The sequence below is a fragment of the Streptomyces sp. Edi4 genome (genome assembly GCF_040253615.1).
In the GTDB taxonomy this organism is placed as follows: domain Bacteria; phylum Actinomycetota; class Actinomycetes; order Streptomycetales; family Streptomycetaceae; genus Streptomyces.
Map to the genome: position 1 here is coordinate 3,744,688 of NZ_JBEJGY010000004.1, position 24,719 is coordinate 3,769,406.

The 24,719-nt window shown below is 71.2% G+C and carries 23 protein-coding genes; 13 read left to right on the forward strand and 10 right to left on the reverse strand.

Annotated features, from left to right (window positions below):
- Positions 1 to 668: 668 nt before the first annotated feature.
- Complete coding sequence (locus ABR738_RS19030; RefSeq protein ID WP_350231181.1) at positions 669 to 1,226, reverse strand: hypothetical protein; 558 nt, start codon at positions 1,224 to 1,226, stop codon at positions 669 to 671.
- Positions 1,227 to 1,360: 134 nt separating this feature from the next.
- Here ABR738_RS19030 and ABR738_RS19035 point away from each other — a divergent pair, with 134 nt between their 5' ends.
- The 4 genes from ABR738_RS19035 to ABR738_RS19050 all read left to right on the forward strand — a co-directional run bounded on the left by ABR738_RS19035 (position 1,361) and on the right by ABR738_RS19050 (position 5,490).
- Positions 1,361 to 2,029, forward strand: a complete 669-nt coding sequence (locus tag ABR738_RS19035; protein ID WP_350231182.1) for a helix-turn-helix transcriptional regulator — start codon at positions 1,361 to 1,363, stop codon at positions 2,027 to 2,029.
- 134 nt (positions 2,030 to 2,163) lie between these two features.
- Entirely contained in the window at positions 2,164 to 2,637 is a 474-nt protein-coding gene (locus tag ABR738_RS19040; protein WP_350231183.1) for a molybdopterin-dependent oxidoreductase, read from the forward strand.
- Positions 2,638 to 3,163: 526 nt separating this feature from the next.
- On the forward strand, positions 3,164 to 4,369 hold the full coding sequence (locus ABR738_RS19045; protein ID WP_350231184.1) for a cytochrome P450: 1,206 nt from the start codon (positions 3,164 to 3,166) through the stop codon (positions 4,367 to 4,369).
- A 29-nt stretch (positions 4,370 to 4,398) separates the two neighbouring features.
- Positions 4,399 to 5,490, forward strand: a complete 1,092-nt coding sequence (locus ABR738_RS19050) for a type III polyketide synthase (protein WP_350231185.1) — start codon at positions 4,399 to 4,401, stop codon at positions 5,488 to 5,490.
- A gap of 33 nt (positions 5,491 to 5,523) precedes the next feature.
- Here ABR738_RS19050 and ABR738_RS19055 read toward each other — a convergent pair whose 3' ends face one another.
- The 3 genes from ABR738_RS19055 to ABR738_RS19065 form a co-directional block, all read right to left on the reverse strand.
- Positions 5,524 to 6,084, reverse strand: a complete 561-nt coding sequence (locus tag ABR738_RS19055; protein WP_350231186.1) for a hypothetical protein — start codon at positions 6,082 to 6,084, stop codon at positions 5,524 to 5,526.
- A gap of 93 nt (positions 6,085 to 6,177) precedes the next feature.
- Positions 6,178 to 7,701, reverse strand: a complete 1,524-nt coding sequence (locus ABR738_RS19060; RefSeq protein ID WP_350231187.1) for an alkaline phosphatase — start codon at positions 7,699 to 7,701, stop codon at positions 6,178 to 6,180.
- A 156-nt stretch (positions 7,702 to 7,857) separates the two neighbouring features.
- Positions 7,858 to 9,375 carry an LCP family protein gene (locus ABR738_RS19065; RefSeq protein WP_350231188.1) on the reverse strand — a complete coding sequence of 506 codons (1,518 nt, stop codon included), beginning with the start codon at positions 9,373 to 9,375 and terminating at the stop codon, positions 7,858 to 7,860.
- Positions 9,376 to 9,547: 172 nt separating this feature from the next.
- Here ABR738_RS19065 and tatA point away from each other — a divergent pair, with 172 nt between their 5' ends.
- From tatA to ABR738_RS19105, 8 genes are all read left to right on the forward strand, one after another.
- Entirely contained in the window at positions 9,548 to 9,799 is a 252-nt protein-coding gene (gene tatA / locus ABR738_RS19070; RefSeq protein WP_350231189.1) for a Sec-independent protein translocase subunit TatA, read from the forward strand.
- Between the two features lie 37 nt (positions 9,800 to 9,836).
- On the forward strand, positions 9,837 to 10,799 hold the full coding sequence (locus ABR738_RS19075) for a threo-3-hydroxy-L-aspartate ammonia-lyase (RefSeq protein ID WP_350231190.1): 963 nt from the start codon (positions 9,837 to 9,839) through the stop codon (positions 10,797 to 10,799).
- A gap of 569 nt (positions 10,800 to 11,368) precedes the next feature.
- Positions 11,369 to 11,791 carry a hypothetical protein gene (locus ABR738_RS19080; RefSeq protein WP_350231191.1) on the forward strand — a complete coding sequence of 141 codons (423 nt, stop codon included), beginning with the start codon at positions 11,369 to 11,371 and terminating at the stop codon, positions 11,789 to 11,791.
- Between the two features lie 47 nt (positions 11,792 to 11,838).
- Positions 11,839 to 13,146, forward strand: coding sequence for a hypothetical protein (locus tag ABR738_RS19085; protein WP_350231192.1), 1,308 nt, complete (start codon positions 11,839 to 11,841; stop codon positions 13,144 to 13,146).
- 27 nt (positions 13,147 to 13,173) lie between these two features.
- Positions 13,174 to 13,683, forward strand: a complete 510-nt coding sequence (locus tag ABR738_RS19090; RefSeq protein ID WP_350231193.1) for a hypothetical protein — start codon at positions 13,174 to 13,176, stop codon at positions 13,681 to 13,683.
- The gene (locus ABR738_RS19095) at positions 13,680 to 14,132 is read left to right on the forward strand and encodes a hypothetical protein (RefSeq protein WP_350231194.1); all 453 of its coding nucleotides are present in this window, start codon (positions 13,680 to 13,682) and stop codon (positions 14,130 to 14,132) included. The genes ABR738_RS19090 and ABR738_RS19095 overlap by 4 nt, the downstream gene beginning before the upstream one ends.
- A gap of 158 nt (positions 14,133 to 14,290) precedes the next feature.
- On the forward strand, positions 14,291 to 16,084 hold the full coding sequence (locus ABR738_RS19100; protein WP_350231195.1) for a S9 family peptidase: 1,794 nt from the start codon (positions 14,291 to 14,293) through the stop codon (positions 16,082 to 16,084).
- Positions 16,085 to 16,677: 593 nt separating this feature from the next.
- Complete coding sequence (locus tag ABR738_RS19105; RefSeq protein WP_350231196.1) at positions 16,678 to 17,526, forward strand: SURF1 family protein; 849 nt, start codon at positions 16,678 to 16,680, stop codon at positions 17,524 to 17,526.
- On the opposite strand, the gene ABR738_RS19110 is transcribed toward ABR738_RS19105, so the two are convergent.
- From ABR738_RS19110 to ABR738_RS19130, 5 genes are all read right to left on the reverse strand, one after another.
- Positions 17,475 to 18,743, reverse strand: coding sequence for a hypothetical protein (locus ABR738_RS19110; RefSeq protein ID WP_350231197.1), 1,269 nt, complete (start codon positions 18,741 to 18,743; stop codon positions 17,475 to 17,477). The two genes, ABR738_RS19105 and ABR738_RS19110, sit on opposite strands and share 52 nt — an antisense overlap.
- A complete protein-coding gene (locus tag ABR738_RS19115; protein ID WP_502964108.1) occupies positions 18,740 to 19,408 on the reverse strand; it encodes a SigE family RNA polymerase sigma factor in 669 nt (222 codons plus the stop codon). Before ABR738_RS19115 ends, ABR738_RS19110 begins: the two co-directional genes overlap by 4 nt.
- Before the next feature lie 266 nt (positions 19,409 to 19,674).
- On the reverse strand, positions 19,675 to 20,733 hold the full coding sequence (locus ABR738_RS19120; RefSeq protein ID WP_350231198.1) for an aspartate-semialdehyde dehydrogenase: 1,059 nt from the start codon (positions 20,731 to 20,733) through the stop codon (positions 19,675 to 19,677).
- The gene (locus ABR738_RS19125) at positions 20,730 to 22,010 is read right to left on the reverse strand and encodes an aspartate kinase (protein ID WP_350231199.1); all 1,281 of its coding nucleotides are present in this window, start codon (positions 22,008 to 22,010) and stop codon (positions 20,730 to 20,732) included. The genes ABR738_RS19120 and ABR738_RS19125 overlap by 4 nt, the downstream gene beginning before the upstream one ends.
- 294 nt (positions 22,011 to 22,304) lie before the next feature.
- Positions 22,305 to 22,847 carry an RICIN domain-containing protein gene (locus tag ABR738_RS19130; protein ID WP_350231200.1) on the reverse strand — a complete coding sequence of 181 codons (543 nt, stop codon included), beginning with the start codon at positions 22,845 to 22,847 and terminating at the stop codon, positions 22,305 to 22,307.
- Positions 22,848 to 23,114: 267 nt separating this feature from the next.
- On the opposite strand from ABR738_RS19130, the gene ABR738_RS19135 reads away from it, so the two are divergent.
- A complete protein-coding gene (locus ABR738_RS19135) occupies positions 23,115 to 23,954 on the forward strand; it encodes a helix-turn-helix transcriptional regulator (protein ID WP_350231201.1) in 840 nt (279 codons plus the stop codon).
- A 33-nt stretch (positions 23,955 to 23,987) separates the two neighbouring features.
- Here the strand turns inward: ABR738_RS19135 and ABR738_RS19140 are convergent, their stop codons facing one another.
- Complete coding sequence (locus tag ABR738_RS19140; protein WP_350231202.1) at positions 23,988 to 24,647, reverse strand: DUF5063 domain-containing protein; 660 nt, start codon at positions 24,645 to 24,647, stop codon at positions 23,988 to 23,990.
- Positions 24,648 to 24,719 lie beyond the last annotated feature (72 nt).

Below are 24,719 nucleotides of genomic sequence, written 5' to 3' on the forward strand. Positions count from 1 at the left end.
CGCGTCGGACACCGAGAGCACAGCGGCACGCCATGCCCCAACAGTGGTGGCTCACAAAGGACATGACGACGCGTACGATCCGGACGCCGTGGGGGGCGGAGACCGGACCCGGCGTAGCGGAACTGCTCCCTCTGCGGGACGTTCGGCCTAAGGTTGAGGGGATCCGTCGCCCGACACAGCCAACGAGGGAGCCCAGTATGGACCCGCCACCGCAGCGGCCCTCGCCGCGCTGGCCGGCGGAGTCGGCGGCGAAGCGGGACGTCACGCATGGCAAGGACTCGTCGCGCTGGTACGGCGGCCGTTCGGGCGTGCCGCGACGCAGGGGGCGGACGACGCCACAGCACCCCTGATCAGCTCCGGCGAACTCGAAGTCGCCGCGCTGGAGGGAGAGCCGGCCGACCCACTGCGCGCTCAGGCGCTGGCCACTGCCCTCGGTGTACGCGCGGCCCTGGACGGCGAGTTCCGCACGTTGCTGGACCAGTGGTGGCAACGGGCTCAGGCCGGCTCTTCGGGCGGCGACGTGCACAACAGCATCGGGGGCAACGTCGAAAGCGGCGCCACCGTGGTCCAGAGCCGGGACGTCTCCGCCCTCACCTTCAACATGTCGGGCCCCGCCTCCCACGAGCGGACTGATCGCTGACGGCTCTCCGAAGCCCTGGGGGCCGGGTTCAGGGGCTGGGGCGGTGGGTCCAGGCGGTCAGGGGTGGGGTGGGGGTGGGCTGGGGAGAACGGGTCCAGCCCCAGGACGTGAAGGCCGCCGCGGCCGCCGTGTTCGTGGGCGTGATCAGGGCCGTGAGCAGGTCGGCCTCCTGGCGTTCCAGGAGTCTTTCCTTCAGGCGGGTGGCGACGCCCGCGCGGCGGCGGGTGGGCAGCACCATGAGCTCGGCGAGCGCGAACACCCGGTCGGACGCGGCCAGTTCCTCGTCGCCGTCGGTCGCCGCCCCGCGAAAACCGTGCCACCACTCGCCTTCGCGGCCCGGCGGGTAGCCGTACGCGCAGCCGAGCAGGAACGGGTCCCCCGCGATGACCATGTCGAAGCCGGGCCGCTGCACATCCTGCGCGAAGCGGCGCAGGAAGCCGTCCCGGCCCAGGAACCCGCCCGGCATGCCGGGTGCGCCGGGCGCGGAGGGCACGTTCTCGTAGGCCGCCACGTACAGATCCGCGACGGATTCCCGCTGCTGCTCGGCCTGCCATCGCGACAGCCGCCGCAAGAACACCTCTGTCATCGCAACAGCGTGGCAGGTCAAAGCGGTTCGCGGAACAGGCCGGAGCGATGGGTGCGGCGGGTGGGGCGCCCGCTCCCCCCGTGCCGCCGCCGCGCGTTGACCCGATCTCCCGTGCCCCGGACACTGGCCGGACCATGAACGACGAACCGATCGTGACCCTCCACGGCGAGCGCGCGCTCATCGACCGGGCCGGGCATCTGTTCGCGGGGGCACGGCGGGAGTTCCTTGTGGCCGCCGCCGACCCGGTGACCTGGTCGGCCGGGGTGCGCACCGCCTTCGCCGCCGGGCTGCGCCCCACCACCGAGCCGGGCGGCGTGGCCCTGCGCAAGCTCTACACCCCGCAGGCGCTTGCCGACGCGCGCGCCGAGCTGCGGCTGACCAGGATGGCCGCCAGGGGCGCGCAGATCCGGATCTCCCCGGCGCCGCTGGTCCAGGAGACCATCGTGCTCGACCGGCGCGTCGCCATCCTCGCGGGCGTCCCCAGCCGGGGCGCCCGCACGTACACGGTGATCCGTTCGCCCGATGTCGTCGCGGGTCTCAGGACGCTCGTCCACGCCGCGTGGACGACCTCTCTCGACCTCCACGACCATCTGCGTCGGCCTCCCGCCGCGCTGGGCCCGGAGGGGCGGCGGATCCTGCGGATGCTCGGGTCGGGGCACACCGACGAGGCGGCGGCCCGGCACCTCGGCATGTCGCTGCGTACGTACCGGCGACGGGTCGCCGATGTGATGGACGCGCTCGGCGCCACCTCCCGGTTCCAGGCGGGACTCCGCGCGCGCGAGCTGGTGGACGACCAGGTGTGAGGTGACCAGGCCAGGTCTGAGGGTGACCAGGTCTGAAGGTGCGGCCGGACGGGGGTGCGGGGCCAGTGGGCCGGCTCCAATGAGGTGCGCGCACGGGGCGGCGCAAAAACGCAAACGCGAGCCATACTCTGTGTATGACGCATAAACGCGGCGCGGAACGGCACGTGGCGGTGGTGGGTGCGGTGGACCGGCCGGCCCTGCTGAGCGTGGCGGAGCTGCGTGAGCGCTGGCCGCAGCGCACGGCCGCCGTCACCTTCGACTGCGCGACCAGCGGCCCCCGGGCCCACACCTTCACGGGGCCGCTGCTGCGCGACGTGGTCACCGCGGCCGGGCCCGGCTTCGACCCCGCCCGACGCAAGGACCGCTCCCGCTTCCTCCTGGAGGTCACCGGCGAGGACGGTCACACCACGGTGCTGTCCTGGGCGGAGATCGACGAGGACTTCGGCGACTCGCCGGTCCTGCTCGCCACCGCACTGGACGGCGCCCGACTCGACGGCGCGGGCGCCCAGTTGGTGGTGCCGTCCGACCGCTGCGGGGCGCGCTGCATCAGCGGCATCACCCGGGTGCGCCTCGGTACGTACGCCCGGCCGGAGGGACCCGCCCGCTGAACCAGGGTTCAGACTCGCGCAAACCCCACCGGTTTCGCTCTCGCGCAGCTCCGCGTGCGCCGCCCGGGCACCCGGGACCGTAGCCCCATGAGTGCCGGCCCCGCCGAAGCCGTCGGCCCGCTGCCGCGCGAGCGCGCCCGTTCCCCCACCGCCCGGATCGCGGCGCCTGGCCCACATGGGATACGTGCGCCCCGACGGCCCCCTCCTCCCGCCCGCCCCACGGCTGATGCCGGCCGGGCCGCGAAAGCAGGCGCTGCTCGGCCGTACGGAGCTGACCGCGCCCGCCCCGGGCACCATCACCTCACCGGCCGCGCTCGCCCCGCTCCTCGACCGGGTCGCCGAACACCCCCGCCTCGTACCCCACGGGAGACGGCGCGCGCGGGGGCGCCCGGTGACGGGACGCGCGCCGGGCGGCTCTCCCTCTAATCGGTTAATTAGGTTGTTCACGGACATGCCCATGACGGCGTCCGGGGATACACGGCTGGTGACCCGTCCAGCCTGTCCCTGACACCCCGGAGTTCGCCTCGTGGAGACCACAGACACCGTGTGGAGCTGCCCCTTCGACTACGCCGACGCACTCGAATTCGACCCACAGCTCCAGCGGATGCTGACCGAGGAGCCGGTCGCCCGGATCCGGATGGCGTACGGGGAGGGCGAGGCCTGGCTCGTCACCCGCTATGAGGACGTGCGCACGGTGACCACCGACCGCCGCTTCAGCCGCAGCGCCGTCATCGGCCGGGACTTTCCGCGCATGACGCCCGAGCCCATCGTGCAGGACGAGTCGATCAACCTCATGGACCCGCCGGCCAGCAGCCGGCTGCGCAGCCTGGTCGCCAAGAGCTTCGCCCCCAAGCACGTGGCGCGGATGCGCGAGCGCACCCAGCGCGTGGTCGACGGACTCCTCGACACGATGGCAGCGCACGGCTCACCCGCCGACTACGTCGAGCACATCGCCGCGCCGCTCCCCCTCGTCACCATCTGCGAGGTCCTGGCCATCCCGGACGGCGAACGGGACTGGCTGCGCGCCCACGCGCTGACCATGATGAACATCGGGGCCGCCGGGCGGGAGGCCGCCGTGCGGGCCAAGGCGGAACTGCGCGCGTACTTCACCGACCTCACCGCCACCCGCCGCCGTGCCCCCGGCGACGATCTGATCTCCACCCTCGCCACCGCCCGCGACGGCGATGAACTCCTGGACGACCAGGAGCTCGCCGTGATGGCGATGGTCCTGCTCATCACCGGCCAGGACACCACCACCTACCAGCTCGGCAACATCGCATACACGCTCCTGACCAGGCCGGACATCCTCGATGGCCTGCGCACGCACCCGGAGCGCTTCCCCTTGGTCCTCGACGAACTGCTCCGCTTCATCCCGTTCCGCAAGGGCGTCGGCATCCCCCGGGTCGCCACCGAGGACATCGAGCTGAGCGGGGTGCTCATCCGGGCCGGGGACATCGTCCACGTCTCCTATCTCACCGCCAACCGCGACTCCCTCAAGTTCGACCGGGCCCACGAGGTCGACCTCGAGCGGGGCGCGGTCCCGCACATGACGTTCGGCTGGGGCGCGCACCACTGCCTCGGCGCCCCGCTCGCCCAGATGGAACTGGAGGTGGCGTTCACCTCCCTGCTCACCCGCTTCCCCGGCCTCCGCCTGGCCGGCGCCCCCACCGACGTGCCGTGGAACACCCACTCCATCTGGCGCCACCCGCTCAGCCTTCCGGTCGCCTGGTGACCGACCCCCACCAACTGAAGGGCAGTTAGATGGCCACCCTGTGCCGACCGGCGGTCGCCGTACCCGACCATGTCATCACCCAGGAACAGACCCTGGCGATCGCCCGCGAGACCCACGCCGACCACCCCCAACTCGGCCTTGTCCTGCGCCTGATCGAGAACACCGGCGTCCTGACCCGCCACCTCGTCCAGCCGCTCGAGGAGACGCTGGCCCACCCCGGCTTCGAGATCCGCAACCGGATGTACGAGGCAGAGGCCAAACGGCGGGTGCCCGACGTGGTGCGGCGGGCGCTCGCCCACGCCGAGGTCGAGCCCGCCGACATCGACCTGATCGTCTATGTGTCGTGCACGGGCTTCATGATGCCCTCGCTGACCGCCTGGATGATCAACACGATGGGGTTCCGCTCCGACACCCGCCAGCTGCCCATCGCCCAGCTCGGCTGCGCGGCGGGCGGCGCGGCGATCAACCGGGCGCACGACTTCATCACGGCCTACCCGGGCTCCAACGTGCTGATCGTGTCGTGCGAGTTCTGCTCGCTGCTCTACCAGCCCACCGACATCGGGGTCGGCTCGCTGCTCTCCAACGGCCTGTTCGGGGACGCCCTTTCGGCCGCCGTGGTACGCGGTGAGGGCGGCGTCGGCATGCGGATCGAGCGCAACGGCTCCCACCTGGTGCCGGACACCGAGGACTGGATCTCCTACGCGGTGCGCGATACGGGTTTCCACTTCCAGCTCGACAAGCGGGTACCTGGCACCATGGAGATGCTGGCGCCCGCCCTCAAAACGCTTGTGGCGCAGCACAGTTGGGACGTCGGCGCGCTCGACTTCTACATCGTGCACGCGGGTGGGCCGCGCATCCTGGACGACCTGTGCCACTTCCTCGACCTCGGCCCGGAGATGTTCCGCTTCAGCCGCAGCACCCTCACCGAGCGCGGCAACATCGCGAGCTCGGTCGTCTTCGACGCGCTGGCCCGGCTCTTCGACGAGGGCGGTATGGACGACGGCGCCCGGGGCCTCATCGCCGGATTCGGGCCCGGCATCACCGCCGAGATCGGCGTGGGCAGCTGGAACGCGGGCCCGCATCTGGACGAAGAGCTCAGCGCGCTGGCCGCCCGGGTCTGAACCCGCCCCCGAACAGGGCGGGTCGCACCCCGCCTACTCGTTGACCAGTACGGGGATGGAGAGCACCGCGCCGGCCGGCGTGGCGCCCAGGGACGCGGGCACGATCTCGAAGTCGATGCCCGCGCCCTCGGCAGGCGGCACCTGGCCGGCCCCGCGCGCCCCCTGCCCCTGGTGGCCCTCCTGCCCCTCGTGGCCTTCGTGGCCCTCTTCGGCGTAGTGGTAGGAGCCGGTGCCGAGGAGCTTGCCGTCGGCGTCGTAGTAGGCGGCGCGCAGCTCAAGGGCGATCAGCTCGCTGACGTCCGAGGTGACGGCGAGGTGCCCGGTCACCGTCGACCGCGCGCCGATCGCCGCCCCCGTGACTTTCACGCGATCGCTGAACGGCCCCTGTTCCAGGCGCACTTCACCCCGCGTGAGCTTCTGGTAAGCGGCGGGCGCGGCGGCCTGGCGCGGCGCGGTGAAGCTCACCGAGGGGACGGGGCCGGGCTCCGCCGCCCCTTCGGTCCGCCCGTCGCCGGACCCGCCGCCGCATCCGGTCACCAGGGCGAGGGCGAGGACGGCCAGGACGGCGGGGGCCGTGATGCGGCTCGGACTCATGACGTACGACTCCTGTGCGGTGCTCGGACGGGACGTTCGGGACGCGGCGGACGGGACGCGGCGGGCGGGGTGCGGCGGGCGGGACGCGGGCGGTCAGGCGCGCGGTGCGCGGCCGAACAGCGAGCCGTACATCTTCCCGTACAGGTCGGTGTTGAGCTGGCTCGCCGCGAACCGGCCGGCGCCGGGGCCGTAGGCGAAGATCGGCACGTCCGCGCCGGTGTGGTTGCCGGAGAGATAGGTCAGCCACAGGCCGGCCTCGGGGCTGCCGTCCTTGACGTCCTTGGGGTCGTCGGGGGTGCGGAAGGTGGCCGGGGCGAAGTTCTTCGCGTCGCCCGCACCCGCGCCGTTGACGGGGCCGCCCGAGCGGGCCCGGTCCTTCTCGCCCGAAGTGGCGCGCGAGGGAAGGGAGTTGTTAGCCGGGTTGCCGGAGTCCGTGTTGGACGGGGGCGCCGCCGCCTCGGCGTTGGTGTAGGTGCCCTTCTCGACGATGTTGAAGCCCGCGCACTCGTGGTCGGCGGTGACGACGACCAGGGTGTGGCCGTCCCGCTTCGCGAAGTCGGTGGCCGCCTTGACCGCGTCGTCGAACGCCTTGACCTCGGCGAGCGTCTGCGCGGCGTCGTTGGCGTGCGAGCGCTTGTCGACCTGGGCGCCCTCGATCTGGAGGAAGAAGCCCTTCCGGGAGCGGCCGTCGAGCAGGTCGATCGACTTCTTCGCCATCTCGGCGAGGGTGGGCTCCTGCTTCTGCGGGGCGTTCGCGGGCAGCGCCGCCTTCGCGGCCTCGACGGTGAGGTTGCCCCGGTTGAAGAGGCCGACGACCTTCCTTCCGCGCGCCTTGTCGAGGTCGGCCCGGGTCGCCACCCGCTGCGTACCGGCGTTCTGCGTGGGCGACTTGGGGTCGCCGAAGGAACCGAGCACCTGGTAGCCCTGCTTGACCAGCGCCTGCTGGTCGTCGGGCTCGAAGCGGGCGAGGCCGCCGCCGAACACCACGTCGGCGGTGCCGTTGCGGGCGATCTGCTCGGCGATCGGGGTGATCAGCGTCTTGTCCGCGGGCGCCTTCTCGTAGCCACCGTCGGCGTTCTTGGGCAGGCACGCCGCGTCGGAGTACGTGGGGCCCTGGCAGCCGCGCAGCAGCGCGTGGCTGAACTGGGCGGCGGGCGTGGCGTCGGTGACCTCGGCGGTCGAGACGTTGCCGGTGGCGAAGCCGGCCGCCTTGGCCTGCTCCATGAGCGTGGCGCGCTTCTTCTCGTAACTGTCCACGCCGATCGCGGCGTTGTACGTCTTGACGCCCGAGGCCCAGGCGGTCGCGGCGCTCGCCGAGTCCGTCACCAGGGCGGGACGGTCGCTGCCCTTCTCGACGGCGTAGGTGGCGACCGCGCCGGTGTAGGGCAGCTTCTCCATGTTCAGCTTGCCCTGGGCGCCGTAGTAGCGCTCGCGGCCGGCGGTGACGTGCGTGCGGCCCATGCCGTCGCCGAGCAGGTAGATGACGTTGTGGATCTCGCGGCCGCCGTCGCCGCCGTGCCCGTGCCGGGGCGTGGAGCTGGCGGTGACGGCCGTGGAGGCGGCGACCGCGGAGGCCGCCGCGAACACCGCGAGCACCTTCAAGGTGGTGTGTCTCATGGCCGCGAAGCTATGAGCCGTAAGTGAACGGACCACAAGGACCGGGCGACGCCGACGCGAACGCCTTTGCCTTCCTTATAACGTTTCCGCCCCCGCGCTTTACCTCCTGCTCCGGTTCTCGCGCGGGCGCGGTCTCAGCGTCGTATCAGCGCCGTCTCACCCGTAGGAGAGGTTGGAGCAGATGTTGTCGTCGGCCGAGCGGGCGGCGTCCACGACGGAGGAGGGGACCGCGGCGGGGGTGCTGGCGCTGGGCGAGGCGCCCCCAGCGCTCTCCTTGTACTGCGTGCCCAGGATCACGCTCAGGCCCGGCTTCTTGCCCTGGCGAAGCAGCGCGCCGGGGAAGTGCGTCTCCAGCGTCTTGGCCTTGGCGTCCTCGCCCGGGCCGTACTGGATGACGGTGTGCGTGTAGTCCTGCGTGGCGGCGGTGGTGGCGCCGGTCACCGTGAAGCCCGCGCTCTTCAGCGACTCGGCGGCGGTGCCCGCCAGGCCCTTGGCGGTGGTGCCGTTGTACACGGCGACCGCGATGCCCTTGCCGGACTCGGGGGCCGCCTGCGACGCGGAGGCGGCGGGCGTGGGGCTCGCGCCCTTGGCGCCCGCGTCCTGGCCGTCCACGGTCTTGTCCGCGCGCAGCGCCGCGAACAGCGCGTCCGCCTCCGGCTTCACGACGGCCACGCGCGGGCCCTCGTAGCGCCAGGGCAGGGTGACGAACTTGGTGTTGTGCAGGTCGATGGCCTTCATCGACATCGCGAACGAGATCAGCTTGCTGGCGGAGCCGAGGGCCGGGTCGACGGTCATCGACTTGGTGGCCGCGTTGGCGAGCGGGAGCAGCGAGGTCGGGTCGAGGCCGTTGCCCTTGACCTGCTTGATCAGGCTGCCGATGAACGCCTGCTGGCGCTTGATGCGGCCGATGTCGGAGCCGTCGCCGATGCCGTGCCGGATGCGCACGTAGTCCAGCGCCTTCTGGCCGGAGACCTTCTGCGGGCCCTTGGTGAAGATCAGGCTGCCCTTGTGGCCGAGCTTCGGATTGAGGTCACCCTGGTAGACGTTGTTGGGGACGCAGACCTCGACGCCGCCCACGGCCTCGGTCATCTTCGCGAAGCCCACGAAGTCCATCACCATCGTGTGGTCCACGCGGAGCCCGGTGAGCTTTTCGACGGTGTTCTGGGTGCACGCGGGGTTGCCCTCGACCGTCTCGCCCACCTCGAACGCCGAGTTGAACATCTCGTTGTGCTTCTCCTTGGTCCAGCTGCCGTTCGGGAGCTTGCACGGGGGTATGTCGACCAGGGAGTCGCGGGGTATGGAGACGGCGACCGCGTGCTTCTGGTCCGCGTACACGTGCAGCAGGAGCGCGGTGTCCGAGCGGCCGATGTCGCCCTTGCCGTGGCCGTACTCGGCGTTGTCGCCCGAGCGGGTGTCGGAGCCGAGGATCAGGACGTTCGAGCCCGCGCTTGAGGCCGCGGGCCGGTTGGCGGAGACGCCGCCGTCGTCGAACGTCTTGATGTTGCCGTTCAGCTGGAAGTAGATCCAGCCGCCGCCCGCGACGGCCAGGACGACCACGGAGAGACTGGTGATGCCGATGAGGCGCGCGCGGCTGCGCTTCTTGCCGCGCCTCGGCGCGGCCGGTTCCTCACCCTCGCGCCTGCTTGCCGCTCCCGCTTTGTGGCTCCCGGCCATCGGACCCCTCATCCCTCATTCGCGCCTCTTCTGTAGAGGAGACGGTGAGTCGTACGGTCTGGTTGTACAGTTGCGCAATGTAGCAAGTCTCATTAAGAGCCATCAGCCCCAGCCGGGCGAGAATCCGGCGGACGACAACGGCTGTAGGACGCGAACGAGAGAGGACCGCGGGATGTTCCTGCGCAACGGGCTCGAACCCTGGCACCTGCTGATCGTGGCCGTAGTACTGATCCTGCTGTTCGGCTCGAAGAAGCTGCCCGACACGGCACGCGCGCTCGGCAAGTCCCTGCGCATCCTCAAGAGCGAGACCAAGGCGATGCGCGAGGACGGTTCGGCTCCGGCCACCGCCGCGGCGCCGGTCGCCCACGTCACCCCGGCCCCGGCCCCGGCCCCCGCGGAGACCCCGGCGCACCCGGCCCCGTAACCCGCCCGGTAACTCGCTCACCGTACGCTCGGCGGCCATGGAACAGCTGCCGACGTACGACGACGTGGTCCGCGCGCACGAGCGGATCGCCCCGCACGCCCACCGCACCCCGGTCCTGACCTCCCGGCTCACCGACGCGGAGCTCGGCCTGAGCGCGTACTTCAAGTGCGAGAACCTCCAGCGCATGGGGGCCTTCAAGTTCCGTGGCGCGTTCAACGCGCTGTCGCGGTTCGACGCGGGACAGCGGCGGGCCGGCGTGGTCGCCTACTCCTCCGGCAACCACGCGCAGGCCGTCGCGCTCAGTGCCGCCCTGCTCGGCATCCCGGCGACCATCGTCATGCCGCACGACGCGCCCGCCGCCAAGCTGGCCGCGACCCGGGGGTACGGGGCTCAGGTCGTCCCCTACGACCGGTGGAGCGAGGACCGCGAGGAGATCGGCGCGGCGCTCGCGAGGGAGCGCGGCCTCACCCTCGTACCGCCCTACGACCACCCCGATGTCATGGCAGGCCAGGGCACCGCCGCCAAGGAACTCTTCGAGGAGACGGGCCCGCTCGACGCGCTGTTCGTGCCGCTCGGCGGCGGCGGCCTCCTGTCGGGCACCCTGCTCGCCGCCGGCGCCCTCGCGCCCGACTGCGCGGTGTACGGGGTCGAGCCCGAGGCCGGCGACGACGGCCGCCAGTCGCTGCGGGCGGGCCACATCGTGCACATCGGCACCCCCGACACCCTGGCCGACGGCGCCCAGACCCAGCACCTGGGCACCCGGCCCTTCCCGCTGATCCGCGACCACGTGAGCGACATCCTCACCGCGTCCGACGCCCAACTCGTCGACGGCATGCGGCTGTTCGCGTCCCGCATGAAGATGGTCGTCGAGCCGACGGGATGCCTCGGGCTCGCCGGCGCCCGCGCCCTTGCCGAGCGCTACCGGGGCAAGCGGGTGGGCGTCATCATCAGCGGCGGCAACGTGGACCTGGACCGCTTCGCGCGGCTGGTGGGCGGGTGAGCGGGGGCGGCCGTGCGGGCCGGGCCCCGGCGCCCGCAAAGCCGGACTCAGCACCGGCGCTGCCACTGCCAGCCCCGAAGGAGCTGTCGGACCGAGTCACCCTGGTCACCGCCCTTCCCGAGGCCTGCGGAGATCGACAGTCCTTTGGTCGGATGCGTATTTCGCGGCATGGGTCAACTGCGCACTGTCGAGGATGGATGCCTGGGGTATGTATCCGGCCGCAACGCCGGGCACCGTAGGCGGGGCCAGGTGACCTCGTCGTCATCGCAACGGTGGCCGGATTCGCCACCGCACGGCGCCGGAATCAGGCGGCCATATCCGGACAGCTCGCCCGTCCCCGTGCCGCGTACGGACCCGCACCGGCGTGCCGGTTGACCAGCACGAACCCGCAGGACCAGCACCGACCGTATTGAGCCACCCCAAGATCCGGCTCAGGTGTTCCGGGCTCGCGGCGCGCGTCCGACCGCAGATACTCAGACCCGAATTCGAGCGATCGTACGGACGTGCCACACACGGCACGTACATGACGTGCAAATCAGCTGGCGAGCCCATGACTGGACGGGGGAACCGTGAGAGATGCCGAAGGATCAGCCGGTTCTACCGGCACGCGTCTGAATCAGATCCCGGCCGACGGGGGCGGGGGCCAACCGGCGGTCGGCCAACCGGATTTGGCGTCGTCGCCCACTCAGAAGCGTGCTGCGGCCCAAGCCATTCAAGATCACATCGAGCCCGACACCACGGACGCGGGAAATTCGGCCGACACCGTCAGCCAAGAAGTCGTGAAGGCCTTCGGGCCCAAGGACGGGCATGGATGGCTCATGTCCAAAGGTATGGCGAAGGCTCAGGCAGTCTGGGGTGACCAGGTGCGGAACCTCGTGCGCCGGCTGTCCTCGGAGAAGGACGCGTTGCGCGGCAGTAACGCCACGCTGACGGGCACGGATGCTTCGGTCAGATCCGGGGTCCGTGCTTCGTCTTCGCTCGACTCATTCTGAGCCTTGCCCTTTCGACCAACAGTGCCGCGGTATCCAACGGGGACCCCATGCCGACCTACCACGAGTTCCTTACGACCGACCTGTCCACGCTCACCACGGCTGCCGAGCAGTGGGAGCACATGGCGACCAAGAAATTCCACGATCTGGAAGGCGTGTACCGCCGTGACGTGCACGGGATAACGATGGGCAGCACATGGACCGGGCTCAGCGCGCAGGCAGCCAGCAAGCGGTTCGACATCACGCTCACGGAATTCCAGAAGGCCCAGACCGAGGCGACGGCCGTCGCCTCGCTACTGCGCGAAGCGCACTCAGGGTTCACGAGTCTGCGCAAGCAGCTTGAGCACGCCTGTGACGATGCCATCAAAGCGGGCATGAAGGTCTCCGACCAGGGCGAGGTCTCCTTCGACGCCTCCAAGCTGACCGAGGCCGAGCACATGGCCATGATTCACGACCCCGATTACCGCAACGGCATCCATGAGACCGTCGCCTCCTGGCAGCTGGTCATCAATCAGTGTCTCAAGGACGCGGACAAGGCTGACGAGGACGTGCAGACCGCACTGCAGAACGTGGTGATGGACGGCGATGTCTTGGACGGCACCGTGACCGGGTTCAACGGGCAGGCTCACGGATACATTGCCCAGAACCAGGGCAAGGACGAGAGCACCAAGACAGACGGGTGGCCGAAGATGGGCTTCTCCGTCTCGGGAGCCAAGTACGGCAAAGAAGGCTCTCTCAAGGCGTACATGGACGTGTTCCACGAGACCGGCAAGGCAACCCTCACCGAGGGCGACATGAAGCTTGCGTGGGTCGGCGACGTCTACGGCGGAGGCCGAGCCACCGCGAACTACGGGTTCACCGACCAGGGCGTTGTCGGCAAGGGTGAGGTGTCCTTGGGCGTGCGCGGTCTGACCGAAGGCCGTGCCGAGTACGGCCCTTGGATCGGCGGGTACGTACGGGGTGACGGCTTCGTGGGCGGTGAAGTGGGCGCCACTGGCAAGGTAACCAAGGAAGAGGTCCTGGTGAAGGCGAAGGCGTTCGCCGGGGGCAAGATCGGCGGCGCTACGGGCTTCGAGGTCGCCGGCATTGGGATCGGCGGAACGGCCGAGGGGTGGGCCGGCCCCGGGTTCGAGGCTTGGGGTGGTTGGAAGAAGGACGACAACGGCGTCTACCGTCTTGACGCGGATGCCGGTGCTTCTCCCCTCATCGGTGGATCGCTCGGGTTTGAGATCACGGTCGACCCGCACAAGCTGAGTGAATCTGCCGGCGATCTAGCCGATGCGGTCGGCGACGGGGCAAAGGCGGTCGGACACGGAGCCACCTCTCTCAAGGACACCATCACCGGCTGGCTCGACTGACCAACCCTTCAGAAAGGAGAGCAGGAGGTGCCGACACCACTGCCGATCCCCATCGAATTCCGATTGCCGGAGGGCTGGGTTCCCGCCCGCCCCGAGCTGGCCGAGGATGTGGCCTTCGCAGCAGTGCACCCGCAGCCGGATGCTGGGTTCGCCGCGAACATCACCATCGCCGGCGAGGTGCTCGCCGAGTCATCGACAACGCTCGTCGACATCGCTGATGAGTCGGTCGGGCGGCTGCGTGAAGCCGTCGGCGGCGTCGAGGTGGAGCAGCGCGGTGAAGCGGGCGCTGCCGGCGCACCGGCTCTGACTCAGCGCCTCACCTTCTCCGCCACCGTCAACGGCATCCACCGCGAGCTTGTCCAGACGCAGGCGTACATGTCACTGCCGGGCATCGAGGATCCGGCGAGCCACGTGGTGATCCGTCTGGCTCTGACCGCCACCGCGGCTCAACACGACGAGGTCCTGGAAGACTTCCAGGACCTCATCCGCTCAGTTCACTCCGACTCCGGGACGCGAGCACAGCCATGGGCCTTTTGAGCAAGTGGACCGGCACGAGGGTCCCCGGCAGCCACGTCACCAAGAAACCGGCAACAGCGGTCCGTGAGGCGTTGCTCGCGCTGAACCATCCCGACGCGCTCTACACCGTCCGCGTGGGGGGAGACGGGGAGAAGCCCGACTTGGTGGCGGAGTGCGACCTGAAGCGGGTAGGGCTGCGTATGAAGATCAGCATGCGGCTGGTCCCAGAGAAGCACGAGGTGCGGGTCGTCCACGAGCGGTGGGTGAGCCCTGCCGCCGGTCACGCCAGAGTGGAGTACGGACGCGGCCATGCCCGCTCGGTGTTCACGGAGAAGAGGACCGTGCTGGGAAACGACGGGCGTAAGCGACTCGACGTGGTGTTCCGGTTCGACACCCGGCAGGTCACGACCCCTCTTGAGGTCGCGGTGCTGCGCGCTGGGTGGAGGTGGCGGGGCGTGATCAAGCTCTGACTTCGGAGAGCTCTTTGGCAACGGCACATCCCTTTCATTCATGAGCTCGGTCAACCACGGGCCGACCTGCTCCCGAGTGAAGGCGCGGAAGAGAACACGCCGGTTCGCGCTTCCGGATCCCGCGCGTGGCTGGTCAGGTGATCAGGTTGGATGGGGGCATGACGACTGACGCAGCCATGCCGGACTGGGAGAAGCGGTTCAGGGCTCCGAGGGTGGGGCTTCCCGACTGGGCGGAGGACGCTCCGGACCGCTCCCTGTTCGTGTCGAACGCGACGGGGACGTACGAGCTCTACGCGTGGGACCGCGCCACCGGGGAGCAGCGCCGGGCCACCGACCGACCCAACGGCACGACGGACGGCGTCCTGACGCCCGACGGCGCGTGGATCTGGTGGTTCGACGACACCGACGGCGACGAGTTCGGCGTGTGGCGGCGCCAGCCCTTCGGCGGCGGCCCGGACGAGCCGGGCGTGCCCGGGCTCGCCCCGTCCTACCCGGCGGGCCTGGCCCTGGGCCGCGACGGCACCGCGGTGGTGGGCCGCTCCACCGACGACGACGGCTCCACGATTCACGTCGTACGCCCCGGGTCGGCGCCGGTCGAGATCTACCGGCACCGCGAGTCGGCGGGGGTCGGTGACCTCTCGCACGACGGGACGCTGATCGCGCTCGAGCACACCGAGCACGGCGACGCGATGCACTCGGCACTGCGGGTGACGCGCCTGGACGGCACGCCGGTCGCCGAACTCGACGACACCAAGGGCGGCACCGAGGAGCTGGGGCTCGAAGTGCTCGGGTTCGCGCCGCTCGCGGGCGACTCCCGGCTGCTCGTCGCGCACCAGCGGCGCGGCCGCTGGGAGCCGATGATCTGGGACGTGGCGTCCGGCGAGCAGACCGATCTCGCGCTGGATCTGCCCGGCGACGTCTCGGCGGAGTGGTACCCGGACGGTTCGGGGCTGCTCGTCGTCCACAGCTTCGAGGCCCGCAGCGGGCTCTTCCGCTTCGACCTCGCCACGCGTCAGCTCGTCGAGATCGACACCCCGGCGGGGACGGTGTCGGGGGCGACGGCGCGGCCCGACGGCACGGTGGAGTACCTGTGGTCGTCGGCGGCCCGGCCCTCCGAGGTGCGCTCCACGACGGGCGAGGTCGTCCTGGATCCGCCCGGTTTCAAGGCGCCCGGGTCCGTGCCGGTGCGGGACGTGTGGGTGGAGGGGCCCGGCGGGCGCGTCCACGCGCTGGTGCAGCGCCCCGAGGGCGAGGGGCCCTTCCCGACCCTGTTCGAGATCCACGGCGGGCCGACCTGGCACGACAGCGACGCGTTCGCCGCGGGGCCCGCGGCCTGGGTCGATCACGGGTACGCGGTGGTGCGGGTCAACTACCGGGGTTCCACCGGGTACGGGCGTCAGTGGACCGACGCGCTCAAGCACCGGGTCGGGCTCATCGAGCTGGAGGACATCGCGGCGGTCCGCGAGTGGGCCGTCTCCTCGGGTCTCGCCGACCCGGCGCGGCTCGTCCTCGCGGGCGGCTCCTGGGGCGGTTATCTCACCCTGCTCGGGCTCGGCACCCAGCCCGACGCGTGGGCGCTCGGGCTCGCGGCGGTGCCGGTCGCGGACTACGTCACGGCGTACCACGACGAGACGGAGGCGCTGAAGGCCATGGACCGGACGTTGCTGGGCGGCACGCCCGAGGAGGTCCCGGACCGGTTCCGGGCGTCCTCGCCGCTGACGTACGTCGACGCGGTGACGGCGCCGGTCTACATCTCGGCCGGGGTCAATGATCCGCGCTGTCCGATTCGGCAGGTGGAGAACTATGTGAAGCGGTTGGCTGCGCGGGGGGCGGTGTATGAGGTGTACCGGTATGACGCGGGGCACGGGTCGTTGGTGGTGGAGGAACGTGTGAAGCAGGTGCGGCAGGAGCTCGACTTCGCCGCGCGGCACCTCGGTCGCCGGGCGGGCTGAGGGGGCCGGGGCGGTCTGTGCGGGCCGGTGCGGGGCGGCGCCGGATGCCTCCGGGGGCGCGGGGGCCTGGGGCTTCGCCCCGGCCCCGGAGGAGCCCCCACCCCGCCCCTCCCCGAAACCCTCCGGGGGTCAAAAACCCGGGGCTCCGCCCCGGACCCCGTTCGGCCTGAACGGCCTCGTCCTCAATCTCCCCCAAGGCCTTAAGGGCCAGGGGGGACCCCCACGACAGGCTGAACATGCCTGCGCGGGCCGGCGCCAGCCCCGCCAGGGGCGCGAGGAACTGCGCGGCCGGGCACCCACGGCCCGCAGCCGGACGGGCTGAAAGCGGCGGCGCGGGCCGGCGTCAGCCACGTCAGGGGCGCGAGGAACTGCGCGACCAGCCACCCACGGCCCGCAGCCGGACGGGCTGAAAGCGGCGGCGCGGGCCGGCGTCAGCCCCGTCAGGGGCGCGGGGAACTGCGCGGCCGGGCACCCACGGCCCGCAGCCGAGGGCCCAGGGGCTCCGCCCGGGACGCCGGACGGGCACCCACGGGACCGGGGCCGAAAGCTGACCCCCCGCCCAAACCCCCGGCGGGATTCCGTACCGTGGGGGTGTGTACCGGTTCCTGCTCACACCCCGCTGGTGGGGAATCCACGCCTTCGTCCTGCTCGCCATCCCCGTCTGCGTCTTCATGGGCTCCTGGCAGCTGGGCCGCTTCGAGGACCGCGTGCAGTCCCACGACGCCGCCGAGAAGGCCCCCGACCCCGCCACCCGCGAGGCCGAGCCGCTCGACTCGCTGCTCCCGGTGGACCAGCGCACCTCGGGCCGGCCCGCGCGGGCCCGAGGGCACTACGCCGAGCAGTTCCTGGTGCCGGGCCGTGAGGTCGACGGCAAGTCGGGCAGCTATGTGCTGACCCTGCTGCGCACCGACGGCGGCAAGGCCCTGCCCGTCGTACGGGGCTGGATCCCCAAGGGCGCCACCGCCCCCGCCGCGCCGGCCGGTGACGTGACCGTGACCGGCGCGCTCCAGGCGTCCGAGACCGCCGGGTCGGACGGTGTGCGGGCCCAGGGCGGACTGCCGCGCGGCCAGGTCGGCGTGATCAGCGCGGCGGCCCTCGTCAACCTGGTGCCGTATCCGGTGTACGACGCGTGGGTGACACTGCCCCACGCGGACGCCGGTCTGACCCCGGTCCCGGCCAGCGCGCCGCAGAACAGCGGGCTCGACCTGAAGGCGTTCCAGAACCTCGGCTACACCGGCGAGTGGTTCGTCTTCGCCGGGTTCGTGGTCTTCATGTGGTTCCGCCTGGTGCGCCGCGAGGCCGAGGCCCTGGAGGACGCCGAGCTGGGGCTCGCCCCGGAGGGCTCGGGCGAGACGGTCGCGAAGGAGGCCGAGCCGGAGCTCGCCCCGGCTCAGCCCGCCGAGGGTGTGGCCGAGCCCGCGTCGAGGACGCCCGTCTTGTAGATCGTCCCTGCGCACGCGTTCGGGATCTTCGCCTCCGCCGTCGGCGCGCCCGGCTCCGCGACGTGCGTGACGGCGACCGCGCCGTCCTCCGTCGCGGCCCGGGGCCCGCCGTCCGCCGTGTGCTGCGGGCTCTGGGCGCCACCGGACTTGGCGGGCGCGGTGATGCCGCTGCTGCTCGCCGGGTTGCCGGACGGGCTCGGGTCGGGTGAGGGCGTCGCCTTGGGACAGGTGTCCGAGGGCACCCAGGCGAACCGCACCTCGTAGGCGGCGGCCGGCTTGAGGACGAGGCGGGTGGCGTCCTTGGCGGGGTCGGGAAGACCCGGCGCGGGATCGCCCGCCGCGTGCTCGACGACGGTGATCTTCGCGGGGTCCGCCGCACCCTGCGCGTGGACGTCGAACGTGCCGACCCCGCCGATCGCGCACTGCTTGTCCGACGCGTTGACGACGCGGAAGGCGCCGTAGACCTTGCCCGTCGCGTCCGGCTTGCCCACGCTCGCCGACTTGACGCTCAACTCGCCCGCCGCGCACGCCGGCGAGTTGGCCTGGACGGGACCGCCGCCGGGCACGCTCACGACGCTCCCCGCGGTACCGGTGGCCTGCTTGGTGGGCTCCTTCGTCGCGCCCTTGCCGTCGGGCGTCGCGCCGGCCTGGGGGCCCGCCCCGGTGGCGCGGCCGCCGTCGGGCACCCCCTCGGGCGTGCCCGAGGCCCCGCCCGACGTGCCGTACGTCCGCCGGCCGTGCCCGGCGACGGCCGGCTGCTCGTCGGTGCTGCTCGCGCTGTTGGCGACGTGGAGGAAGGCCGGTACGGCGGTCGCCACCAGGAGGGCGGCCGCGACCGAACCCACGACGGCCTGCCGTTTGCGGGCGCGCCGCAGGGGCACCGCCGCCCGCAGGTGTTCGAGCGCTCCCTCCGACGGCTTCAGCTCGTCGACCGCGCCGTGCAGCAGCCCGCGCAGCGCGCGTTCGCCGTCCGCGTCGAGGCCGCCCGGCTCGGGCGAGAGGCCGAACGGAGGGGTGCCGGCGCTGTTCTTTTCCGGCGTTGTGTCCACGAATCCGTATCCAGTCAGGTCGTTCAGGTCATGGCCGGGCCGCTGGTCCGACCCGTACTTCCCGTAGTCCCCGTGACTCCCGTGCTTCTGGTTCCTCTGGTTCCTCTGGTGCTTGCCGTTCTCTCTCCGCTTGCCCGGCCATCTGTCGTTGCCGTCGGGCGCTTTCATGCCGTCGCCTCCATGGCGACACGCAGGGCGGCTATGCCTCGGGACCCGTACGCCTTGACCGACCCCAGGGATACGCCCAGCGTCTCGGCCACCTGCGCCTCGGTCATGTCGGCGAAGTACCGCAGCACAAGCACCTCGCGCTGGCGGCGCTGGAGCCCGCGCATCGCCTTGATCAGGGCGTCGCGCTCCAGCTGGTCGTACGCGCCCTCCTCGGCGCTCGCCATGTCGGGCATCGGCTTGGAGAGCAGCTTGAGCCCGAGGATGCGCCGGCGCAGCGCGGAACGCGACAGGTTCACGACCGTCTGGCGCAGATAGGCGAGGGTCTTCTCCGGCTCGCGCACCCGGCCGCGCGCCGAGTGGACGCGGATGAACGCCTCCTGCACCACGTCCTCGCAGGAGGCGGTGTCGTCCAGGAGCAGCGCGGCGAGGCCGAGCAGGGAGCGGTAGTGCGCCCGGTAGGTCTCGGTGAGGTGATCGACGGTGGTGCCGGCCGCCATGGCCTCGTCAGCGTTCTCGCGCGACGTCACCTGGGACGGTACGCGGGCCGGACGGGTGGCGGGCATCGGCGCGATCACCGGCATGCCACCGGGCACACCGGACCGCCGGCGCGGGCGGACCGCCATGCCACGCGCCGGTACCGCTCTGAAGTCGAGTACCTCTGCCACGCCTGTTGGACACGTTCCTCCCCGTCAGGGTTGTACGCGTACGACACTGTTTTTGGCGGTGCGACACATGCCCTCATCCGTACCCGCTCTTCCCCAATGCCCCGATTTATACGGCACCTTGAGGGGCGACCGCATAGACGCTCCATGCCGGACTGCGGTTGCAGGGACACGGAAATGAATCGTGTAACAAGCCGTTGGGGCAGTTCAAGTGGTACAGACCAGCGACTTGCTCACAGAGCGTTCACAAATCCTACAAACGGGAAGGCTCAGCGTCCGGTGAATTCGCGGGCCGCCAGTTCGGCGATGTGGGCCACGTTCAGGGCCGTGCCCTTGCGGAGGTTGTCGCCGCAGACGAAAAGTTCCAGTACGTGCGGATCGTCCGGCGATCTGCGCACCCGGCCGACCCAGGTGGGGTCGGTTCCGACCACGTCCGCGGGGGTGGGGAAGTCTCCGGCGGCGGGGTTGTCGAAGAGCACCACGCCGGGCGCGGTCGCCAGGATCTCGTGGGCCCGCGCCACCTCCACCTCGTTCTCGAAGCGGGCGTGCACGGACGCGGAGTGCGTGGTCACCACGGGGACCCGCACGCAGGTGGCCGCCACCGGAAGGCGCGGCAGGCCGAGCAGTTTGCGCAGTTCGTCGCGGATCCCCAGCTCCTGCGAGGACCAGCCGTCGGCGGCGAGTTCGCCGGTCCAGGGCACCACGTTCAAAGCGACGGGCGCGGCGAACGGGCCGAGGCCTTCGCCGACGGCCCTGCGCACATCGCCGGGGCTCGTGCCCAGTTCGGTGCCGGCCACCATCGCGATCTGCCGGCGCAGCGCCTCGACGCCGGCCTGCCCCTCGCCGCTGACGGCCTGGTAGGTGGAGACCACCAGCTCGCTCAGGCAGAACTCGGCGTGCAGTGCGCCGAGCGACACGCTCATGGCCAGCGTGGTGGCGTGCGGGCTCGCCACGATGCCGCGCGGACGCATCCGTACGGCATGGGGATTGAGCTCGGGCACCACGAGCGGTACGTCCTCGGCCATGCGGAAGGCGGCCGAACTGTCCACCACCACCGCGCCCTTGGCGGCCGCGACCGGCGCCCACTGGGCGGCGACGTCGGCGGGCACGAGGAAGACGGCGACGTCGGCCCCGTCAAGGGCCTCCTCGCTCAGGGGCAGGACCTCGCACTCCTCGCCCCGCACCAGCAGCTTGCGCCCGGCCGAGCGCGCGGACGCGACGAGGCGGACCTCGCCCCACACGTCGGCGTGCTGGGACAGGATCTGGAGCATGACCGCACCGGCGCCCCCGGTCGCTCCGACGACCGTGAGCGCCGGTCTGCGGGTCATCGCCCGGTGCCCCCGTAGACGACGGCCTCGTCGCTGTCGGAGTCGAGACCGAAGGCGGAGTGCACCGCGCGCACGGCCTCGTTGACGTCGTCGGCGCGGGTGACGACCGAGATACGGATCTCGGAGGTCGAGATGAGCTCGATGTTGACGCCCGCGTCGGACAGCGCCTCGAAGAAGCCGGCCGTGACACCCGGGTTGGTCTTCATGCCGGCGCCGACCAGCGAGATCTTGGCGATCTGGTCGTCGTAGCGCAGCGACTCGAAGCCGATGGTGGGCTTCATCCGCTCCAGGGCGTCGATGGCCTTGCGGCCCTCCGCCTTGGGCAGCGTGAACGAGATGTCGGTCAGCCCCGTCGACGCGGCGGAGACGTTCTGCACCACCATGTCGATGTTGATCTCGGCGTTGGCGATGGCGCGGAAGATCGCCGCGGCCTCACCGGGCTTGTCGGGCACCCCGACAACCGTGACCTTCGCCTCGGAGACGTCGTGGGCGACTCCGGAGATGATGGCGTGCTCCACCTGCTGACCCTCCGCCTTGGTACGTGGTTCGTTGCTGACCCAGGTGCCCTGGAGTCCGCTGAAGGACGACCGCACATGGATCGGGATGTTGTAGCGCCGGGCGTACTCGACGCACCGGTGCAGGAGCACCTTGGAGCCGGACGCGGCCAGCTCCAGCATGTCCTCGAAGGAGATCCAATCGATCTTCTTCGCCTTCTTCACGACGCGGGGGTCGGCCGTGAAGACGCCGTCGACGTCCGTGTAGATCTCACACGCCTCGGCGTCCAGGGCCGCGGCCAGCGCGACGGCCGTGGTGTCCGAGCCACCGCGCCCGAGCGTGGTGATGTTCTTGCCCTCCTGGCTGACACCCTGGAACCCGGCGACGATGGCGATGTTGCCCTCGTCGATCGAGGTCCTGATGCGGCCGGGGGTGACGTCGATGATCCGCGCCTTGTTGTGGACCGAGTCGGTGATGACACCGGCCTGGCTGCCCGTGAAGGACTGGGCCTTGTGGCCCATGCTTTTGATCGCCATGGCAAGCAGCGCCATGGAGATCCGCTCTCCGGCGGTCAGCAGCATGTCGAACTCCCGCCCGGCGGGCATCGGAGACACCTGCTCCGCGAGCTCGATCAACTCATCCGTCGTGTCGCCCATCGCGGAAACCACGACGACCACCTGGTGGCCGTTCTTCTTGGCTTCCACGATCCGCTTGGCGACGCGCTTGATGCCTTCGGCATCGGCAACGGAGGAGCCTCCGTACTTCTGCACGACAAGGCCCACGTGCGCTCCTAGCTCATTCCATTACTGCGGTCGGCTCAGTTTAACGAGCGGGCCGGATTCGCCGGCCCCGTATCACTTCGTGAGATGTCCCGCTCACTGCATGACACCGGGCGGCCACCGGCACCGCTCGCACGGACTGCCTGCCCGGGGCCCCGCCGGATACGCGGCATGTGTCCGGGCTCACAGGGGGCGCGTCCCGCGCTGTCGGGCTCGGCGACCCGATCGTAGCCCTCGCGCGGAAGGGACCCGGGGACGCTGCCCCGGGCCCCTCGGTGGCGCTGTCGCCCGTGCGGATTACTGGCCCACGAACTGCTGGTAATTGAGCCCGTTGCAGCTGAAGGAGCGCAAGCCGTAGGCGCCGCTGTCGTCCATGCACCGGCCGGTGTTCTCGTTCTGGAAGGTCAGCGTGCCGTTGCTGTTGTAGTAGAGCGCCCAGCGCTGGTAGTTCATTCCGTTGCAGCCGAAGGAGCGCAGTCCGTAGGCGCCGCTGTCGTCGATGCAGCGGCCGGTGTTGCCGTTCTTCAGGACCCAGTTGCCGTTGGACTGGCCGTACAGGCCCCAGTACTGGTAGTTCATGCCGTTACAGCCGAAGGCGCGCAGGCCGTAGGCGCCGCTGTCGTCCACACAGCGGCCGGTGTTGAGGTTGCGCAGCGCGCCGGAGTCGAGGGCGCGGGCGGCCTGGGTGCCGGGAAGGATCTTGGCGGAGTGGGCCGGCGGGGCCGGAACGGGCGTGGCGGCCGACGCGGCGCCGGTGCCCATGAGGGCAAGGGCCGCGGCGGCGCCGAGCGCTCCGGCGATCCGGGCCGCGCGGTAGGGGATGTGTCGAGCGAGGTTCATGGTCGTCTCCAGTCGGGAGGTCGGACGCACGAGGCCGCTGCCGTGAGCCGTTCCGGTGCGGCGGTCACCCACCCTGCCCCGGCCGGGCACCCCCCGTCTTTGTACGGAGGCGACACGAACCGGAGCTAACGGGTCCTTTGCCGTACAAGGCCTGCTCACTTCACCAACTGCCGTAAATGGCGCGCGAGTCCGTTGCGGGACGGCGGTGACGCGAGGACCATCTCCGCGTCCGGACAACCACAGGAAGGTTCGCGAAGGGGTCCCCCCATGGGCGCACCACCACTCCGCTTCAGACCGCCCGGCGCACGCCTGCGGCCGCACGTCCTCGGCTACTTCGGCTACCACTACCCCCCGCGCAGCCCCCAGCGCAGACTGCTCTTCCCCGACCCGGCGAGCACCGTCGTCTTCGGGTTCGACGCACCCGTGCACATCGTGGGCCTGGTCGAGCCCGTCCGTACGGTGAGCTGCCGCTCGCGGGCCGATCTCCCGTTCACCACCGCCCTCCTGGGGCACCACCAGGGCGGGGTGCGGGGCGTCGCGGTGCGGATGACGCCGATGGGCGCCCACCGCCTGTTCGGGGTGGCGATGCACGAATGGGACGTACCGCATCTGGACCCCGTCCAGCTCCTGCCGCACGCCCTGCGCCACCTTCCGGAACGGCTGGAGGCGGCGCCCGGCTGGCCTGAGCAGTGCCGGATCCTGGACGAACAGCTCGGCCGCCTGCTCGGCGGCGAAGGCCCGCGCACGGCCGCGGAGGTCGACTGGGCGTGGCGGGAGCTGGAGCTGCGGCGGGGGAGGGTCACCGTGCGGGACCTCGCGGCCGCCACGCATTGCAGCGTGCGCCATCTGGAGCGGCGCTTTCGCGAGCAGGTGGGGCGCTCCCCCGGGGCGATCGCCCGCATCCTGCGATTCAGGGCGGCGCTGCGGCTGCGGGACAGCGGGCTGCCGCCGTGCCTGGTCGCCGAGCGCTGCGGCTTCCACGACCAGGCCCACTACAACCACGTCTTCAAGGCGACGACGGGCCTGACCCCGACCCAGACGCCGGCCGTCCCGCTGAACTGGTCCACCCGGAGCCGGGCCGACTCCCCCGTATGGGAGCCGGCCTGAACGGGCCCGAGGCGTACGCCCTGATAACGGGGGCTACTCGACCTCGCCGAGGCCCAGCGGGCCCGCAAGCTCCTCGGCCATGACGCGGCCCGCCGCCTCCTCCAGGGCGTCCTCCGTCAGCTCCTCGTCCGTGTCCAAGCCGTCCAGCTCCGCCAGCGGCTGGTTGAGGCGGACGTGGGCGACGAGCGACTGGAGGGCGCGCAGGGCGGCGGAGGCCGTCGAGCCCCAGTTGGAGAAGTAGGAGAACTGCCACCACCACAGGGCCTCGGAGGTGCGGCCCGCGCGGTAGTGGGCCAGGCCGTGGCGCAGGTCGGTGACGACGTCGGCGAGGTCGTCGGAGATCCGGCACGGCACCGGCGCCTTGCGCGGCTCGTAGGGGTCGAAGACCTCGGAGTACACGTCGATCGGCTCCAGGAGCCGGGCGAAGCGCTCGCGCAGCTCGTCGGCGTCCGCCTCCGGGCCGAGGTCGGGCTCGTAGCGCTCGTCGGGGACGATGTCCTCGTGTGCCCCGAGCCGGCCGCCGGCCAGCAGGAGCTGGGAGAACTCAAGGAGCAGGAACGGCACCGCGCTGTCGGGTTCGTCGCCCTTGGCCACCTCGGTGACCGCGACGATGAAGGACTCGACCTGGTCGGCGATCTGGACCGCGAAGGAGTCCGGGTCCTGCGTGGTCGCGTGCAGCGTTGCGTCAGACATCGAGTTGACCTTCCTCGTGGCCCGCGTGGGCGTTGTCCTCCTGGGCGTTGTCCGCCTGAGCGTCGTCCGCCT